Source organism: Leifsonia soli (assembly GCF_013408745.1).
In the GTDB taxonomy this organism is placed as follows: Bacteria; Actinomycetota; Actinomycetes; order Actinomycetales; family Microbacteriaceae; genus Leifsonia; species Leifsonia soli.
In genome coordinates this window covers 212877-229897 of sequence record NZ_JACCBJ010000001.1, presented here as the reverse complement: position 1 = coordinate 229897, position 17021 = coordinate 212877, and the positions used below count along the sequence as shown (strand labels likewise).

Below are 17021 nucleotides of genomic sequence, written 5' to 3'. Positions count from 1 at the left end.
ACGGGGCCGGTCAGGCCGGTTGCGTGAGGCAGAGGTAGTTGCCCTCGCTGTCCTGGAACCACGCCGACCGGCCCATGTCGTCCGTCGCGATCCCGTTCTCGGTGTGCAGACCGGGGAAGTCGTAGTCCGCGAACACGACACCCCTCTCCCTCAGATGGGCCATCGTGGCCTCGATGTCGGGCGTGAGCCAGCACATCGCGGTGTTCTGCGCCGTCCCGGCGTTCCCGGTCTCGTACACGTAGATCTTCGCTTCGGACCCGGTGCCGTACAGCACCCCGCCCTCGGTCGTCCGCTCCGGTTCGAGCTCCAGCTTGTCGCGGTACCACTCGACGGCCCGCTGCAGGTCGGAGGCAGGAAGGACGGAGTACGTCACATACGACTCCAACATGGTGATCCTCCTTCATCCAGGCGGCACCATACGCGCATGCACCGGTATCGGGGCCACTGGAATCCCGCGTCTACGCCGCCTGGGAATCCGCCCCGGAATCCACGGTCCCCCGGCATCCCCCCTCGATATACTTGCGGGCAAATGGACGACCCTCCCTCTGCCAGCCCGTTGCCCGGATCGAGCCCGTTGGGATGCGAGCGAGGTGACGGCCGTGCTCTCTGAGTGGATCATGCTCGGCGTCGGTCTCCTGCTGACCGTCGGGACGGGGCTCTTCGTCGCCAGCGAGTTCGCCCTCGTCAACCTGGATCGCGGCGATCTGGAGGCGCGTCGTGAGCGTGGCGAGTCGCGCCTCGCCATGACCATCGCGGCGCTGAAGATCACCTCGACGCATCTGTCGAGCGCCCAGCTCGGCATCACGCTGACCACGCTGCTCACCGGTTACACGATGGAGCCGGCCATCAGTTCGCTGCTGCGCGGCCCGCTCACCTCCACCGGCCTCCCGGAGGGCGCCGTGACGCCCATCGCATCGATCGTCGCGATCGTGGTGGCGACCCTGCTGTCGATGATCCTCGGCGAGCTGGTGCCCAAGAACTTCGCCCTGGCCCTCCCGCTCGCGACGGCCAAGCTGGTGATCCCGTTCCAGACCGTGTTCACGGCGGTGTTCCGGCCGTTCGTCGCGCTGCTGAACGGCACCGCCAACGGGTTCCTCCGCCTGCTCGGCATCGAGCCGAAGGAGGAGCTGTCCGGTGCCCGCACCGCGGACGAGCTGTCGTCGCTGGTGCGCCGCTCGGCGAGCGCGGGGGTGCTGGAGGAGGACACGGCCACCCTGCTCAGCCGGACGCTCGCCTTCTCCAGCCGCACCGCGTCCGACGTGATGACGCCCCGGCCCCGCATCGAGGCGGTGCAGCGCACGGACCCGGCCCAGGCGGTCAGCGAGCTCGCCAGGAAGACCGGCTACTCCCGGTTCCCGGTGATCGGCGACGACATCGACGACGTGCTCGGCGTGGTCCACGTGAAGCAGGCCGTCGCCGTTCCCCGGCAGCGGCGCTCCCGGGTCCCCGCGTCCGCCCTGATGACCGACCCGCTGCGCGTACCGGAGACCATGGGCCTCGACACCCTGCTCGGCGAGCTGCGGGCCCGCGGATACCAGCTCGCGGTCGTCGTCGACGAGTACGGCGGGACCTCGGGCATCGCCACTCTGGAGGACCTGGTCGAGGAGATCGTCGGAGAGGTCGCGGACGAGCACGACCGCACCCGCGCCGGCGTGATCCGCGGACGCGACTCGATCACCTTCCCCGGCATCCTGCGCCCGGACGAGCTCGAGGAGCGCGCCGGCGTCACCGTCCCGGAGGAGGGCCCGTACGAGACGGTCGCCGGCTTCGTCATGAACGAGCTCGGCCGGCTGCCGAAGGTCGGAGACGAGGTCGTGATCGACGGGGGCACGTTGCGCGTCGAGCGCCTGGACGGCCGCCGGGTCGACCGCATCCGCTACACACCCGATCCGGTGCCTGTCGCCGAGAGCGCGAACGGAGAGGGGGCCTCCCATGAGTGACTGGGCCGGAATCGCCTGGCTGGTCGTGCTGCTCGCGGTCAACGCCTTCTTCGTCGGCGCGGAGTTCGCCGTCATCTCCGCACGCCGCTCGCAGATCGAGCCGCTGGCGGAGCGCGGGAAGCGCAGCGCCAAGACCGCTCTCTACGCCATGGAGCACGCGACGCTGATGCTCGCCACGACGCAGCTCGGCATCACCGTGTGCTCGCTGCTGATCCTGAACGTGTCGGAGCCGGCCATCCACCACCTGCTGGAGGTGCCGCTGCACGCGACCGGGTGGTCCGAGGAGGTCATCGGCACCATCGCGTTCATCGTCGCGCTGGTCGTCGTGTCGTTCCTGCACGTCGTGTTCGGCGAGATGGTCCCGAAGAACATCTCGTTCTCGATGCCGGACAAGGCCGCGCTGCTGCTGGCGCCCCCGCTGGTCGGGATCGGCCGCGCCGTCCGCCCGATCATCGTCGCCCTGAACGCGACCGCGAACGCGGTGCTCCGCCTCTTCCGAGTGGAGCCGAAGGACGAAGCGGCCAGCACCTTCACGCTCGACGAGGTCGCGACCATCGTGTCGCAGTCGACGCGCGAGGGCGTGCTCACGGACCGCACCGGCGCGCTGACGGCGGCGTTCGAGTTCACCGAGAAGAAGGTGCGGGATGTGGCGGTCGCGCTCGACGCGCTGGTGACCCTGCCGGCCGCCCCCACTCCCGCTGATGTCGAGAAGGCCGTCGCCAAGCACGGCTTCTCGCGCTACGTCGTGCCGGACGCCGACGGAGAGCCCACCGGCTACCTGCACCTGAAGGACGTTCTCGACCTGGAGGAGACCGGCTTCGAGCTCCCCGTCCCGGCCAAGCGCATCCGCCGGCTGGTGACCGTCTTCGCCGGAAGCGACCTCGAGGACGCCCTGGCGACCATGCGCCGCTCGGGCAGCCACCTGGCCCGCGTCGTGGATGCGGAGGGCGCCACGGCCGGCGTGCTGTTCCTGGAGGACATCATCGAGGAGCTGGTCGGCGAGGTCCAGGACGCGACCCGGCGCAGCTGAGTCCGCCGCTATCGGTACTGGTTTCGATCGATTGAGGATTCGAAGCACGCCCGATCGAGATTCGTGTTCCAGATGCGGCGGGGGCTCGTCGGTCTCAGACCGCCGCCGGAGACGGTGTCCTCCTCTCGAAACCGTCGGTTGTACCAGGCGAAAGTCTCGACCTTGGCGTATCTGGCAGGGTCTGCTCCGCGCAGGTCGTAGACCTCGTCCAGGGCGGGCACGAGGTCTGTGTCGCGAGAGGCGAGGACTACGACGTCGATATCCGGACGTGCCGCCTCGCGCACCAATGCCAAGGCACACAGGACATCGATGCCCTTCTCCTTTGGCCGCCCCTTCGGAACCTTCTTGCCGGTGATGTCGCGAATCGGCGCCCGGTCGGCGCCTAGCTCATAGGTGTACTTGAGATCCCGCAATTCGACAATCGCACCGTCGCGTTTCCACTGCTCGGCCTGGTCATTGCAGCGTCGGTGCTGCTCCCAATGGTGGTCGACGTGATGGCGCCCGCGGTAGACGATCGTTCGAGCCAGCACAGCGGGGTCCATGCCTGCTCGTTGACGATCGTTGCGCTCCCGGACAGCGCGGTTGGCGAACTGCACCGGATGGATGAGCGATTCGTGCAGCTCACCCCGCGGGTCGAACACGTCGTGAGCTGTCATGTGGACGTTTTGATAATCGATCACCACGGATGTTCGCAGCACTATCGCTCCCGGGATAAAAAAATCCCCGCCAATCCGTAGACGGCGGGGAACAACACGTTCAATCTACTATGTTTCGGCGCGCTGTGCACTGCGTGTGCTTTCGGAAAGGCCACCTGAGGCTGAGCTGCTTGACTCGACAGGAAGAGTGAGTGTACAGTCACTCACATGCCACGAACCCTCTCCACCGCCGACGACCGCCGCGAAGCGGTGCTCGACAGCGCCATCGCCGTCTTCGCCGTCGGCGGGTACCTCGGCACTCCGATCGCCGCGGTCGCCAAGGACGCGGACATCTCGCCCGCGTACGTCTTCAAGCTCTTCCCCAGCAAGGAGGGGCTGTTCGTGGCGGCTCTCGAGCGCTGCTTCGAGCGGATCGAGCAGGCGCTGGAGGCCGGTGCACGCGGGGCCGACGGCGAGACGCCGACGGTGATCCTCGACCGCATGGGCGACGCGTACGCGGAGCTCATCGGCGACCGCTCGCTGCTCATGCTCCAGGTTCACGCCCAGTCCGCGTCCGATGTCCCGGAGATCCGCGAGGCCCTGCGGCGCGGGCTCGCGCGCATCACCCGGTTCGCGGCGATCCGCTCCGGCGCATCGCCCGACGAGGTCCAGCGCTTCATCGCCTACGGGCAGCTGTGCCACCTGGTGGTCACGGCCGGCCTCGAGGATGTGCCCGAGGAGTGGGCGCGCACGCTCACGAACGGCATCCAGCACCCCTGATCCCCCTTCCCTCCCCTCGCCATCACCCGGCTCCCGAGAGTGATTGATCGATCACTCACAACGAAAGGACAGTCTCATGGAAACGCCTCTCGCCACCGCAGCGGCACCTCTCGCCGCTCCCACCCCCCGCAGCACGCACCGCTGGTGGGCGCTCAGCGTTCTCGCCCTCGCACAGTTCCTCGTGGTGCTGGACGCATCCATCGTCAACATCGCCCTCCCGACCGTCGGGACCGCGCTCGGACTCGACACCGCAGCGCTCGCCTGGGTCGTGACGGCCTACGTCCTGCCCTTCGGCGGTCTCCTTCTGCTGGGCGGACGTCTCGCGGACCGGTTCGGGCATCGCCGGGTGTTCCTCATCGGCGTCGCCGGCTTCGCACTGGCGTCGCTCGCGGCCGGTCTCGCAGCGAACGGCACCATGCTTCTGGGTGCACGAGCCGTTCAGGGGGCGTTCGCCGCCCTGCTGGCGCCCGCATCCCTGGCACTCCTCACGCAGCTCTTCCCCGACGCCGAAGCGCGCGGGAAGGCCCTGGGCCTGTGGGGTGCTGTGGCCGGAATGGGCAGCGCGGCGGGCGTCCTGCTCGGCGGGGTGCTCACCGCAGCATTCGGCTGGTCCGCCGTCTTCTTCGTGAACGTGCCCGTCGGCATCCTCGTGCTCGCGGTCATCCCGTTCCTCATCGGCCGCGACCCGGCGGCACGAGCCGAGCGGATGGATGCGGCGGGAGCCGCGACCGCGACCCTCGGACTCGCGGCGGCCGTCGCCGCCCTCAGCGAGGGCGGCACGCTCGGCTGGACGAACCCGATCGTCCTGGGGCTCGTTGCCGCCGCTGTCGTCCTTCTCACCGCGTTCGTGCTGATCGAACGCCGCACCGCGCACCCCCTGCTGCCGTTCTCCTTCTTCCGCAATCGCGACGCCCTGGCCGGCGACATCGTGATGCTGCTGGTCGGCGGCGCCACGGTCGCGCTGTTCTTCGCCCTCTCGGTCTACCTGCAGGAGGTGCTGCACCTGGACGCTCTGGCGGCCGGACTCAGCCAGCTGCCGCTCGCCGTCGCACTCGTGGCGATCGCCGGCGTGATCCCGGCCGTGGTCGCCCGGGCGGGGCTGCGCACGACGCTGGCCGGTGCGCTCGTCGTGCTCGCCGCCGGGGTCGTCTGGTTCGCCCTCGCCGGGAGCACCAAATTCGTCGCCGGGTTCATCCTGCCGAGCATCGTGATCGGTCTCGGTCTGGGTGCCTCCTTCGTCACGGTCACCCAGCTCGCCGTGCGCGGTGTGCCGGAGTCGGAGTCCGGCCTTGCCAGCGGCCTGGTCAACACCGCTCAGCAGATCGGCGGCGCGCTCGGCCTCGCCGTCCTCGGCGGCATCGCTTCGGCCCGCACCTCCGCACTGCTGGACGCGGGAAGCGGCGCGGCGGACGCCGCCGCCGGCGGATTCCTCCTGCTGTTCCTGGGCGTCGCGGTGCTCGCGGTCGTCGGAGCGGCGATCACGGCACTTGTCCGCTCCCGCTCCAACTGACCCCTCCGTCGAGTACGCACAAACTGCACGCCGGACACCCGCTCGGCGTGCAGTTTGTGCGTACTCGACGGTGGGGGCGACGGGGGGCTACCAGCTGACGGGGAGCGCCTTGCCCTCCTCGTAGCCGGCGGCGGACTGGATGCCGACGAGCGCTCGCTCGTGGAACTGGGCGAGGGTGCGCGCGCCGGCGTAGGTGAACGAGCTGCGCACCCCGGTCGTGATCATGTCGAGCAGATCCTCGACCGACGGCCGCAGCGGGTCCAGGTAGATGCGAGAGCTGGAGATGCCCTCGGCGAAGAGCTCCTTGCGGGCGAGCTCGTAGGCGTCGAGCCGCTCGAAGCGGCCCTTCACCGCCTTGGTGGACGCCATGCCCCAGCTCTCCTTGTAGAGGCCGCCGTTCGCGTCCCGGTCGAGAGTGCCGGGCGCCTCGATCGTGCCGGCGAACCAGGAGCCGATCATGACGGACGCACCGCCCGCGGCGAGCGCGAGCGCGACGTCGCGGGGATAGCGCACACCGCCGTCCGCCCAGACGTGCGCCCCGAGCTCCCGTGCGGCCGCGCTGGTCTCGAGCACTGCGGAGAACTGCGGGCGGCCGACCGCGGTCATCATGCGCGTCGTGCACATGGCGCCGGGGCCGACGCCGACCTTGAGGATGTCGGCGCCCGCCGCGACCAGGTCGCGGACGGCCTGCTCGGTGACGACGTTGCCCGCCACGATGGGCAGCCCGAGGCCCAGCTCCTTGACCGTGCGGATAGCGCGGACCATGCCGTCCTGGTCGCCGTGCGCGGTGTCGATGACGAGCACGTCGACGCCCGCTGCCGCGAGCGCCTTCGCCTTGCCCGCGACATCGCCGTTGATCCCGACGGCCGCGGCGACGCGGAGCCGGCCGTGCGCATCCAGTGCGGGCGTGTAGATCGTGGAGCGGAGGGCACTGCGCTTCGACAGGGTGCCGACGACGCGACCGTGGTCGAGCACCGGCGCGAAGTCGATGCCGGCAGCATCCATCACCTGGAAGGCCTGACGCCCGTCCGAGAGGTCCTCGGCGTCGAGCGAGGTCAGCGCGCCGTGCAGCAGGTCGCCGACCCGCGCGTCCGCGAGCGCAGAGCCGAGCTGGACGGCCGCGAGGCAGCCGAGGTACGCGCCGTCCGCATTCGTGACCACAATCCCGTGTCCTTCGACCGCCGGGATGCGGCGGAGCACGTCGGCGACGCTCTCGTCGGGGTGCGCCTCGTACGGGGTGTCGTACATCACCGGCTGAGCCTTGACCCAGCGGATCGCGTCGTCGAGGTCCTGCAGGTGCATGTCCTGCGGGAGGACGCCGAGACCGCCGCGGCGGGCCAGCGTCGCGGCGAGCCGCTTGCCTGTCACCGAGTTCATGTTCGCGGACACGATCGGGATGGTCGCGCCGGTGCCGTCGTTGGGGGCGAGGGACACGTCGAGACGGCTCGTGACGTTCGACCGCGACGGCACGAGGAACACATCGGAGTAGGTGAGATCGTGGCGCGGCGATGTTCCATAGAACTGCATGGGAATAACGCTATCCCGCTCGGCTGAGCGCCCGCACGCGAGCACCGATGGGATTAGGCTTGAGGATCGGATGGAAGCGGGCGGTGACAGGCCGCCCGGTCACGACGAATCGATGGAGAGAGTGGGCGATCGGCTGTGTCGAGCCAATTGACCGGAGTAGGGACCGAAGACGGCGCCGCGGGCGAATTCGGAGCCAACGAATGGCTGGTGGACGAGCTGTACGAGCAGTTCGTGCACGACAAGAACTCGGTCGACAGGTCGTGGTGGCCCATCCTCGAGAACTACCATCCGGCGGTGAAGGACGAGTCGATCCCGTCGCCGGGTGAGACCCCCACCGAGACCCCGTCGGAGCCCGGCGTGCCGGCCCCGTCGGAGCCGACGGTCCCCAGCCCGGCCGAACCCTCCGTCCCGAGCCCGGCGGAGCCGACGGCGCCCAGCCCGTCCGAGCCGTCGACACCGGCTCCCCCGGCGGGCGGAGCGCCCGCCCCGCACCCGAACGAGCCGAAGCCCGTCACGACTCCCATCCCGGTGATCGGCCAGCAGCCCGTCGCCCGCACCACTTCGGTGGCGGCCAAGCCGCAGCCGGTTCCGGCTGACGCGCCGGTGACCGCCCCCAACGCGACCCTCGAGGCGACGGAAGAGGACAAGGTCACGCCGCTCCGCGGTATGTCCAAGACACTCGCCACCAACATGGACGCGTCGCTCACCGTCCCGACCGCGACCAGCGTCCGCACCATCCCGGCCAAGCTGATGATCGACAACCGCATCGTCATCAACAACCACCTGAAGCGCGCGCGCGGCGGCAAGGTCTCGTTCACGCACCTCATCGGCTGGGCGCTCATCCAGGCGCTCAAGGAGTTCCCGAGCCAGAACGTCTACTACGAAGAGGTCGACGGCAAGCCCTCGGTGGTGGCCCCGGCCCACATCAACCTCGGCATCGCGATCGACATCCCGAAGCCCGACGGCACCCGCGCTCTGCTCGTCCCCAGCATCAAGCGCGCCGACACCATGCGCTTCGGCGAGTACCTCGCCGCCTACGAGGAGCTCGTCGCCAAGGCCCGAAACAACAAGCTCGCCGCCGGCGACTTCGCCGGGACGACGATCTCGCTCACCAACCCGGGCGGCATCGGCACCGTCCACTCGGTCCCGCGCCTGATGAAGGGCCAGGGCTGCATCATCGGCGCCGGCGCCCTCGAGTACCCGGCCGAGTTCCAGGGCTCCAGCGAGAAGACCCTCGCCGGACTCGCGATCGGCAAGACGATCACGCTGACGAGCACCTACGACCACCGCGTCATCCAGGGCGCCGGTTCTGGTGAGTTCCTCAAGATCGTGCACGAGATGCTGATCGGCAAGCGCAGCTTCTACGAGGACATCTTCGCCGAGCTGCGCATCCCCTACGTGCCGATCCACTGGAACCCGGACATCAGCGTCGACCTGGCCAGCGCCGTCGACAAGACCGCCCGCGTGCAGGAGCTGATCAACTCGTTCCGCGTTCGCGGCCACCTCATGGCCGACATCGACCCGCTGGAGTACAAGCAGCGGTCGCACCCGGACCTCGAGATCGAGAGCCACGGCCTCACCTTCTGGGACCTCGACCGCGAGTTCGTCACCGGCCAGTTCGGCGGGGACAAGCGGAAGATGAAGCTGCGCGACATCCTCGGTGTCCTGCGCGACTCGTACTGCCGCACCGTCGGCATCGAGTACATGCACATCCAGGACCCGGCCCAGCGCAAGTGGTTCCAGGACAAGCTGGAGCGGCCCTACGAGAAGCCGACCCACGACGAGCAGCTTCGCATCCTCGGCAAGCTCAACGAGGCCGAGGCGTTCGAGACCTTCTTGCAGACCAAGTACGTCGGCCAGAAGCGCTTCAGCCTGGAGGGCGGCGAGTCCACGATCGCGCTGCTCGACTCCATCCTGCAGGGCGCGGCGGAGGCCGGCATGGACGAGGTCGCCATCGGCATGGCGCACCGCGGCCGCCTCAACGTCCTGACCAACATCGCGGGCAAGACGTACGGCCAGATCTTCCGCGAGTTCGAGGGGACGCAGGACCCGCGCACCGTGCAGGGCTCCGGCGACGTCAAGTACCACCTCGGCACCGAGGGCACCTTCAAGGGAGCGGGCGGCGAGGAGATCCCGGTCTACCTGGCCGCGAACCCCTCCCACCTGGAGGCCGTCGACGGCGTCCTGGAGGGCATCGTCCGCGCCAAGCAGGACCGCCGCCCGGCCGGAACGTTCCCCACCCTGCCGATCCTGATCCACGGCGACGCGGCGATGGCCGGTCAGGGCGTCGTGGTCGAGACGATGCAGATGTCGCAGCTGCGCGCCTACAAGACCGGCGGCACGATTCACGTCAACATCAACAACCAGGTCGGCTTCACCACCCCTCCCGGCGAGGCCCGCAGCTCGGTGTACTCCACCGACGTGGCCAAGACCATCCAGGCGCCGATCTTCCACGTGAACGGCGACGACCCCGAGGCCGTCGTCCGCGTCGCGGAGCTCGCCTTCGCCTACCGGCAGGAGTTCAAGCGCGACGTCGTCATCGACCTCGTCTGCTACCGCCGCCGCGGGCACAACGAGGGCGACGACCCCTCGATGACCCAGCCGCTGATGTACAGCCTCATCGAGGCGAAGCGCTCGGTGCGACGCCTCTACACCGAGGCGCTCGTCGGCCGCGGCGACATCACCGAGGAGGAGTACGAGCAGGCGCACCGCGACTTCCAGGACCGCCTGGAGCGCGCGTTCATGGAGACGCACGCGGCTCAGACCAACTCGACGCCCGTTCTGGACGCCGACGGCTCCGGCGACCTCGCGCAGACGGCCACCGAGGACGACAACGTGGGCGAGCCCGAGACGACCGCGGTCAGCGCACAGGTCATCGGCATGATCGGCGACGCGTTCAACAACCCGCCCGCCGGCTTCACCGTCCACCCGAAGCTGCAGCAGCTGCTCAACAAGCGCAGCGAGATGAGCCGCAACGGCGGCATCGACTGGGGCTTCGGCGAGCTGCTCGCGCTCGGCTCGCTCCTGGTGGAGGGCACACCGGTGCGCCTCGCCGGCCAGGATGCGCGCCGCGGCACGTTCGTGCAGCGCCATGCGGTGCTGCACGACCGGGTCAACGGCCAGGAGTGGCTGCCGCTCGCGAACCTCAGCGACAACCAGGCGAAGTTCTGGATCTACGACTCGCTCCTCAGCGAGTACGCCGCCATGGGCTTCGAGTACGGCTACTCCGTCGAGCGCGCGGACGCGCTGGTGCTGTGGGAGGCGCAGTTCGGCGACTTCGCCAACGGCGCCCAGACGATCATCGACGAGTTCATCTCGTCCGCAGAGCAGAAGTGGGGCCAGCGCTCGTCGCTGGTGCTGCTCCTCCCCCACGGCTACGAAGGTCAGGGGCCGGACCACTCCAGTGCCCGCATCGAGCGGTACCTGCAGATGTGCGCCGAGAACAACATGACCGTCGCACGCCCGTCCACACCGGCGTCGTACTTCCACCTGCTGCGCCGCCAGGCCTACGCCCGCCCGCGCCGTCCGCTCATCGTCTTCACCCCGAAGGCGATGCTGCGACTGCGCGGAGCCGCGAGCAACGTCGAGGACTTCACGAACGGCCGCTTCGAGCCGGTGATCGACGATGCGCGCATCGCCGACAAGGGTTCCGTGAAGCGGGTGCTGCTGATGGCCGGCAAGCTCTACTACGACCTCCTCAACGAGCTCGAGAAGAACCCCAACCCCGAGATCGCGCTCGTGCGGGTCGAGCAGTACTACCCGCTCCCTGCCGCCGAGCTGAAGGCGGTCGTGGACTCCTATCCCAACGCCGAGCTGGTGTGGGTGCAGGACGAGCCGGAGAACCAGGGCGCGTGGCCGTTCATGATCCTCGAGACGTCGAAGCTGGGCCCGCGCCCGCTCGGTGTGGTGTCGCGCCCGCCGTCGGCGTCGCCCGCCGCGGGTTCCGCGAAGCGTCACGCGCAGGAGCAGCAGGTGCTGATCCAGCGGGCGCTCACGCTGTAGTCCGCGACAGAATCACGGGAGCCCCGGTCCGAACAGGATCGGGGCTCCCGTCATTCCGCCCGCGGCTCAGGCGTCGGCGGCGCAGCGGAAACCGATGTGCGTCGTCGCGCTGTCCTCCGCCTGCGGTGAGCGCGCCGCTGGACGGAAGCGCAGGCAGTACTCGGGGCTGCACAGGTACGAGCCGCCCTTCAAGACCCGGCGCGGGATGTCCGAGCCGGGTTCCGCGCTGCTCGCACCCAGCAGGTTCACCCGCCCGCCGACCTCCGGCGCCCGCTGGCCCGGCACGATGTGGCGCGGTGCGTAGTAGTCGCTCGTCCACTCCCAGACATTTCCGATCAGGTCGTACAGTCCGTACCCGTTCGCCGGGTACGAACCGACGGGCGCGGGCGTCGCGCCGAAGCGACCCCGGTTCTCGTACGGGAAGGGCCCGATCCACGAGTTCGCCTGCGGCTCTCCGCCGGGATAGGCCTCGTCGCCCCAGGCGAAACGCGCACCGTCGACTCCGCCGCGTGCCGCGTACTCGTGCTCGGCTTCGGTCGGGAGGCGCTTCCCCGCCCATTCCGCATACGCCGTGGCGTCCGCGTACGCGACCTGGACGACGGGCCGGTCCATCCGGGCGTCGATGTCCGATGCGGGGCCCTCGGGATGCCGCCAGTCGGCCCCCGGCTGCCACCGCCACCACTGCCGCCAGTCGGTGAGGTCGACCGGACCGTCCGTGGCCGTGAACACGAGGGCTCCGGGAAGGAGGTCGTCGTCGGGCAGTTCCGGGAACTCGGCCGGGTCGAGCGGACGCTCGGCGACGGTCACGTGGCCGGTGTCCGCCACGAACGCCGCGAAGTCGGCGTTCGTCACCTCGAACCGGTCGATGCGGAAGGCGGCCACCGTGCGTTCGTGCACGGGCTGCTCGTCCGGGAAGAACTCGGCGGAGCCCATCCGGAACCGTCCGCCCGGAAGGGCCACCATGTCGTCCATGGCCTCACGCTAGCGACCCGATGCCGCTCCCGGACAGACCCCTGGTGCGGCTGGCACGCCCGGCGGACCGCGGCGTATGGTGAGCCCATGACCGTCGTCACCACCCACCGCCTCGGCGAGCCCTGCTGGGTCGACTACACCTCCTCCGATGTCCCGCGCGCGACCGAGTTCTACACGGCCCTGTTCGGCTGGACGGCCGAGACCGCCGGCGAGGAGTACGGCGGCTACGTGACCTTCCGCCGCGACGGCCGGAGGGTGGCCGGCCTCGGCCCGCGGATGGGCGACGCCCAGGCGAACACCTGGCTCACCCATCTGCTCGTCGAGGATGCGGACGCGGCCGAGAAGGCCGCGCTGGACAACGGCGCCCAGGTGATCGCGCCGACGATGACGGTCGGCGACCAGGGCCGGCTCGCCGTGATCGCCGATCCGGGCGGGGCCGTCGTCGGTCTCTGGGAGCCGGAGCAGCACCGCGGCTACGAACTGGTCGCCGCGGTGGGCGGCCTGGCCTGGCACGAGCTGTACGCGCGCAACTACGCGGTGCAGGTCGACTTCTACACCCGCGTGTTCGGCTGGAGGACCCAGGTCCTGGGCGACACCGCCGACTTCCGGTACGTCACCTTCGGCGACCCGGATGCGCCGGCGGGCGGCGTGTACGACGCGAACGGCATGCTGCCGGAGGGCGTCCCGTCGCACTGGGTCGTCTACTTCGGGGTCGCCGACGCCGCAGCGGCGTCACAGCGTGTGATCGACCTGGGCGGAACCGTCATCCGCGATCCCTGGGACAGCGAGTTCGGCCGCTTCGCGCAGGTCACCGACCCGCTGGGCGGCCTGTTCTTCCTCCACGAGGTCGGAACAGGCGGCGGCGCCTAGCGCCGTCACCCTCGCGCATTCGTCACGAATCGCGCCCATTCGCCACGAATCGCGCCCATTCGTCACGAATCGCGCCCGTTCGTCAGGCTCACGCATTCGTCAGGCTCGCGCATTCGTCACGAATCGCGCCCATTCGCCACGAATCGCGCCCATTCGTCACGAATGGGCGCTCAGTGCACGCTCGCATGGAACGAGCGGATGCGCAGCAGCACCTCGGTACGATTCGTCACGCGTGGCGTCCATTCGTCACGAATCGCGCCCATTCGTCACCAGTCGCGCCCATTCGTCACGAGTGGACGCTCAGTGGACGCTCGCCTGGAACGAGCGGATGCGCAGCAGCACCTCGGTGCGCAGCGTCTCGGGCGCCGTCTCCTTGCACGCCCGCTGCACCACCTCGGTGAGCACGACGTTCAGGTGGGCCTCGTCGGAGCATCCGGTGCAGTTCGCCAGGTGCTCGCGCACGTCGGCAGCATCCTCGCTGCACAGTTCGTTACGCAGGTACTCTTCGAGTTCGGCCTTCGCCTTCTCACAGCCGCAGTCGGTCATTTCTTGCTCCTGGGGGTCTGCACGGCCCGGTCTCCCTGAACGGCGGAGAGGCCGCGCTCGTGCGCGTAGTCGGTCAGAAGCTCCCGGAGCATCCGGCGGCCGCGGTGCAGGCGGCTCATCACGGTGCCGATCGGGGTCTTCATGATGTCGGCGATCTCCTGGTAGGAGAATCCCTCGACATCGGCGAGGTACACGGCCAGCCGGAAGTCCTCCGGGATGGCCTGCAGCGCGTCCTTGACGGCGCTGTCCGGCAGATGGTCGATCGCCTCGGCTTCGGCCGAGCGGCTGGACGACGAGGACATGGACTCCGCGCCGCCGAGCTGCCAGTCCTCGAGCTCGTCGATCGTCCCCTGGTAGGGCTCGCGCTGCTTCTTGCGATACGTGTTGATGAACGTGTTGGTGAGGATGCGGTACAGCCACGCCTTCAGGTTCGTGCCCTGCTGGAACTGGCCGAACGCCGCGTAGGCCTTCACGAACGTCTCCTGTACGAGGTCCTGCGCGTCGGACGGGTTGCGTGTCATGCGCAGGGCAGCCGCGTACAGCTGGTCCATGAAAGGCAGGGCCTGATCCTCGAAGAGGTGGCCCAGATCCTCGGTCTCGGTGCTCATCACCGGCCAGTCTAGTTGCGACGCCAGCGACGTGCTGAGAAGGCCATCGGGGTCGACGAGGCCGTGCGGGGTGACGCTGGGAGCGTCGAGCACGGCGGTGGCGGCCACGGGCGGATCCTTCCTGATACCGGGAACACGGATAATCTGGACAACAATGCTGATCTCGAAATATTCCGCCCCCGACTTCGACCCGTACGGCGACAACCGCGTCGAGGAGCCGAACACGCTGTGGCCCGCCCCTGTGGCCGACGGTCCGGTCGTCGCGACGGTGTCCCTCCCCGGCTCGAAGTCGCTGACCGCGCGGGAGCTGGTGCTCGCCGCCCTCGCCGACGGGCCGTCGCTGCTCCGTGCTCCCCTGCACTCACGCGACAGCGCCAACATGGTGGAGGCCCTCCGCGCTCTGGGCGTCACGATCGAGGAGCGCGCGGGCGACGGCGAGTTCGGCGCCGACCTGCTGGTGACCCCGGCCGAGGAGCTGCTCGGCAGCACGACGATCGACTGCGGACAGGCGGGCACCGTGATGCGGTTCGTCCCGCCGATCGCCGGGCTGGCCCTCGGCCCGACGATGTTCGACGCGGACGACTCGGCGCGCGGCCGCCCGATGGGCGCCATCATCGCGGCACTCCGCGCGCTCGGGGTCGACGTGAACGACGACGGCCGCGGCTCCCTCCCGTTCACCGTGCACGGCACCGGTCGCGTCGCGGGCGGCGCGATCGGGGTGGATGCGTCCAGTTCCAGCCAGTTCGTGAGCGCCCTCCTGCTCTCGGCCAGCCGCTTCGACGACGGCCTCGACCTGACGCACAAGGGCGAGCGGCTGCCGAGCCTGCCGCACATCGAGATGACGATCGCGGCCCTCGCCGCCCGTGGAGTGACCGTCGAGTCGCCCGAGGTCGGACGCTGGATCGTCTCCCCCGGCACGATCGCCGCCCGCGACGTCGCCATCGAGCCGGACCTCTCCAACGCCGCCCCGTTCCTCGCCGCGGCCGTCACGACCGGAGGCACGGTGACGATCACCGGCTGGCCCGCGTCGACGACGCAGGTCGGCGCAGACCTGGCCGACCTGCTTCCGCTGTTCGGGGCGACGGTCACGCGTGACGGCGACCGGCTCACCGTGACGGGCCCGGAGCGCCCGACCGGCGTCACCCTCGATCTGACGACGGGCGGCGAGCTCGCTCCTGCGCTCGTGGCGATCGCCGCCCTCGCGGACGGCCCGAGCGAGATCACCGGCATCGGGCACATCCGTCATCACGAGACGGACCGCCTCGCCGCCCTGGCCGCCGAGATCAACGGCCTCGGCGGCGCCGTCACGGAGCTGGAGGACGGCCTGCGGATCGACCCGCGCCCGCTCCACGGCGGCGTGTGGCGCAGCTACGAGGACCACCGCATGGCGACGGCCGGGGCGATCGTCGGGCTCGTCGTGCCGGGGGTCGAGATCGAGAACGTGGCCACCACGGCGAAGACGCTCCCGCAGTTCACGCAGCTCTGGACCCGGATGCTGCAGAAGGGCGCCGGCATCGCGTGACGGACAACAGCGGCTCCTGGTGGGCGGACGACGAGGACGACGACGAGCTCGACCTCTACGACGAGTCCAGCATCCGCAGCCGCCCGAATCCGAAGGGCAACCGCCCCCGGACGAAGACGCGCCCCGAGCACGCCGATGCGCAGATCGCCCGGGTGCTCGGCGTCGATCGCGGCCGGTACACGGTCCTGCTCGACGAGGACACCCCCGAGGAGCGGCAGGTCACGGCGGCCAGGGCCAGCGAGCTGCGGCGGAATCCGATCGTCACCGGTGACCGCGTCGCAGTCGTCGGCGACACGACGGGCGAAGAGGGCACCCTCGCCCGCATCGTCCGGGTGGAGCCGCGCACCACGCTGCTTCGGCGGAGCGCGGACGACACGGACGAGGTGGAGCGGATCGTCGTCGCGAACGCCGACCAGATGCTCATCGTCGTCGCGGCCGCGAACCCGGAGCCGCGGACACGGCTGGTCGACCGCTATCTCGTCGCCGCCTACGACGCCGGCATCGAGCCGATGCTGTGCGTCACGAAGACCGATCTCGCCGACCCCGAGCCGTTCCTGTCGAATTTCGCCGGCCTCGACCTCCCGGTCTTCACGAGCCGCCAGGACGACATCCCCCTGCACGACATCACAGCGGCGCTGATCGGCCACGACACGGTCGTCGTCGGCCACTCCGGGGTGGGCAAGTCGACCCTGGTCAACGCCATCGTCCCCAGCGCGCACCGCGCGACCGGTCATGTCAACGTGGTCACCGGGCGCGGCAGGCACACCTCCTCGTCGACCGTCTCCCTCCGCGTCGAAGACGACGAGGGCCGCCACGGCTGGGTCATCGACACCCCGGGCGTCCGCTCGTTCGGGCTCGGGCATGTGAACACCGACAGCATCCTGAAGGCGTTCACCGACCTCGCCGAGCTCGCCGAGGACTGCCCGCGGGGGTGCACGCACCTGCCCGACGCTCCGGACTGCGCGATCATCGAGGCCGTCGAGGCGGGGAAGCTCGGCGAGGCCGGCCGGGCGCGCCTCGACTCGCTGCAGCGCCTGCTCGCCACTTTCGCGCGCTGAACGGTCCTCCGGCTGGGAGAA

General features: G+C 69.8%; 14 protein-coding genes. 8 read left to right on the top strand and 6 right to left on the bottom strand.

Features of this window, described 5'->3' with window-relative positions:
• Positions 1-10: 10 nt before the first annotated feature.
• Positions 11-388, bottom strand: a complete 378-nt coding sequence (locus BJ963_RS01040; RefSeq protein ID WP_089913102.1) for a VOC family protein — start codon at positions 386-388, stop codon at positions 11-13.
• Between the two features lie 229 nt (positions 389-617).
• Between BJ963_RS01040 and BJ963_RS01035 the strand changes: the two genes are divergently transcribed.
• Together BJ963_RS01035 and BJ963_RS01030 are read left to right on the top strand one after the other, a co-directional pair.
• On the top strand, positions 618-1940 hold the full coding sequence (locus tag BJ963_RS01035) for a hemolysin family protein (protein WP_179457989.1): 1323 nt from the start codon (positions 618-620) through the stop codon (positions 1938-1940).
• Positions 1933-2970, top strand: coding sequence for a hemolysin family protein (locus tag BJ963_RS01030; protein WP_089913108.1), 1038 nt, complete (start codon positions 1933-1935; stop codon positions 2968-2970). The genes BJ963_RS01035 and BJ963_RS01030 overlap by 8 nt, the downstream gene beginning before the upstream one ends.
• An 8-nt stretch (positions 2971-2978) precedes the next feature.
• On the opposite strand, the gene BJ963_RS01025 is transcribed toward BJ963_RS01030, so the two are convergent.
• A complete protein-coding gene (locus BJ963_RS01025) occupies positions 2979-3626 on the bottom strand; it encodes a PIN domain-containing protein (RefSeq protein ID WP_218856993.1) in 648 nt (215 codons plus the stop codon).
• 207 nt (positions 3627-3833) lie between these two features.
• Between BJ963_RS01025 and BJ963_RS01020 the strand changes: the two genes are divergently transcribed.
• Together BJ963_RS01020 and BJ963_RS01015 are read left to right on the top strand one after the other, a co-directional pair.
• Complete coding sequence (locus BJ963_RS01020; protein ID WP_179453978.1) at positions 3834-4385, top strand: TetR/AcrR family transcriptional regulator; 552 nt, start codon at positions 3834-3836, stop codon at positions 4383-4385.
• Positions 4386-4461: 76 nt separating this feature from the next.
• Positions 4462-5895 (top strand): DHA2 family efflux MFS transporter permease subunit, encoded by a 1434-nt coding sequence (locus BJ963_RS01015; RefSeq protein ID WP_179453976.1) that lies wholly within the window; start codon positions 4462-4464, stop codon positions 5893-5895.
• 87 nt (positions 5896-5982) lie between these two features.
• Here the strand turns inward: BJ963_RS01015 and guaB1 are convergent, their stop codons facing one another.
• Complete coding sequence (gene guaB1, locus BJ963_RS01010) at positions 5983-7422, bottom strand: GMP reductase (protein WP_179453974.1); 1440 nt, start codon at positions 7420-7422, stop codon at positions 5983-5985.
• A 135-nt stretch (positions 7423-7557) separates the two neighbouring features.
• On the opposite strand from guaB1, the gene BJ963_RS01005 reads away from it, so the two are divergent.
• Positions 7558-11424, top strand: coding sequence for a multifunctional oxoglutarate decarboxylase/oxoglutarate dehydrogenase thiamine pyrophosphate-binding subunit/dihydrolipoyllysine-residue succinyltransferase subunit (locus BJ963_RS01005; protein ID WP_179453972.1), 3867 nt, complete (start codon positions 7558-7560; stop codon positions 11422-11424).
• A 66-nt stretch (positions 11425-11490) separates the two neighbouring features.
• On the opposite strand, the gene BJ963_RS01000 is transcribed toward BJ963_RS01005, so the two are convergent.
• The gene (locus BJ963_RS01000; protein ID WP_179453970.1) at positions 11491-12396 is read right to left on the bottom strand and encodes a formylglycine-generating enzyme family protein; all 906 of its coding nucleotides are present in this window, start codon (positions 12394-12396) and stop codon (positions 11491-11493) included.
• An 87-nt stretch (positions 12397-12483) separates the two neighbouring features.
• On the opposite strand from BJ963_RS01000, the gene BJ963_RS00995 reads away from it, so the two are divergent.
• Positions 12484-13266 (top strand): VOC family protein, encoded by a 783-nt coding sequence (locus tag BJ963_RS00995; protein ID WP_179453968.1) that lies wholly within the window; start codon positions 12484-12486, stop codon positions 13264-13266.
• Positions 13267-13566: 300 nt separating this feature from the next.
• Here the strand turns inward: BJ963_RS00995 and BJ963_RS00990 are convergent, their stop codons facing one another.
• Positions 13567-13812, bottom strand: coding sequence for a zf-HC2 domain-containing protein (locus BJ963_RS00990; protein ID WP_018190122.1), 246 nt, complete (start codon positions 13810-13812; stop codon positions 13567-13569).
• Positions 13809-14420 carry a sigma-70 family RNA polymerase sigma factor gene (locus BJ963_RS00985; RefSeq protein WP_172824349.1) on the bottom strand — a complete coding sequence of 204 codons (612 nt, stop codon included), beginning with the start codon at positions 14418-14420 and terminating at the stop codon, positions 13809-13811. The genes BJ963_RS00990 and BJ963_RS00985 overlap by 4 nt, the downstream gene beginning before the upstream one ends.
• Positions 14421-14574: 154 nt before the next feature.
• On the opposite strand from BJ963_RS00985, the gene aroA reads away from it, so the two are divergent.
• Together aroA and rsgA are read left to right on the top strand one after the other, a co-directional pair.
• Complete coding sequence (gene aroA, locus BJ963_RS00980; protein ID WP_179453966.1) at positions 14575-15942, top strand: 3-phosphoshikimate 1-carboxyvinyltransferase; 1368 nt, start codon at positions 14575-14577, stop codon at positions 15940-15942.
• Complete coding sequence (rsgA, locus tag BJ963_RS00975) at positions 15939-17000, top strand: ribosome small subunit-dependent GTPase A (protein WP_179453964.1); 1062 nt, start codon at positions 15939-15941, stop codon at positions 16998-17000. The genes aroA and rsgA overlap by 4 nt, the downstream gene beginning before the upstream one ends.
• Positions 17001-17021 lie beyond the last annotated feature (21 nt).

Excerpts from the sequence above, each read along its gene's own strand:
- BJ963_RS01040 (WP_089913102.1), bottom strand. The coding sequence starts at position 388 with ATGTTGGAGTCGTATGTGACGTACTCCGTCCTTCCTGCCTCCGACCTG.
- BJ963_RS01035 (WP_179457989.1), top strand. The coding sequence starts at position 618 with ATGCTCGGCGTCGGTCTCCTGCTGACCGTCGGGACGGGGCTCTTCGTC.
- BJ963_RS01030 (WP_089913108.1), top strand. The coding sequence starts at position 1,933 with ATGAGTGACTGGGCCGGAATCGCCTGGCTGGTCGTGCTGCTCGCGGTC.
- BJ963_RS01025 (WP_218856993.1), bottom strand. The coding sequence starts at position 3,626 with ATGACAGCTCACGACGTGTTCGACCCGCGGGGTGAGCTGCACGAATCG.
- BJ963_RS01020 (WP_179453978.1), top strand. The coding sequence starts at position 3,834 with ATGCCACGAACCCTCTCCACCGCCGACGACCGCCGCGAAGCGGTGCTC.
- BJ963_RS01015 (WP_179453976.1), top strand. The coding sequence starts at position 4,462 with ATGGAAACGCCTCTCGCCACCGCAGCGGCACCTCTCGCCGCTCCCACC.
- guaB1 (WP_179453974.1), bottom strand. The coding sequence starts at position 7,422 with ATGCAGTTCTATGGAACATCGCCGCGCCACGATCTCACCTACTCCGAT.
- BJ963_RS01000 (WP_179453970.1), bottom strand. The coding sequence starts at position 12,396 with ATGGACGACATGGTGGCCCTTCCGGGCGGACGGTTCCGGATGGGCTCC.
- BJ963_RS00995 (WP_179453968.1), top strand. The coding sequence starts at position 12,484 with ATGACCGTCGTCACCACCCACCGCCTCGGCGAGCCCTGCTGGGTCGAC.
- BJ963_RS00990 (WP_018190122.1), bottom strand. The coding sequence starts at position 13,812 with ATGACCGACTGCGGCTGTGAGAAGGCGAAGGCCGAACTCGAAGAGTAC.
- BJ963_RS00985 (WP_172824349.1), bottom strand. The coding sequence starts at position 14,420 with ATGAGCACCGAGACCGAGGATCTGGGCCACCTCTTCGAGGATCAGGCC.
- aroA (WP_179453966.1), top strand. The coding sequence starts at position 14,575 with ATGCTGATCTCGAAATATTCCGCCCCCGACTTCGACCCGTACGGCGAC.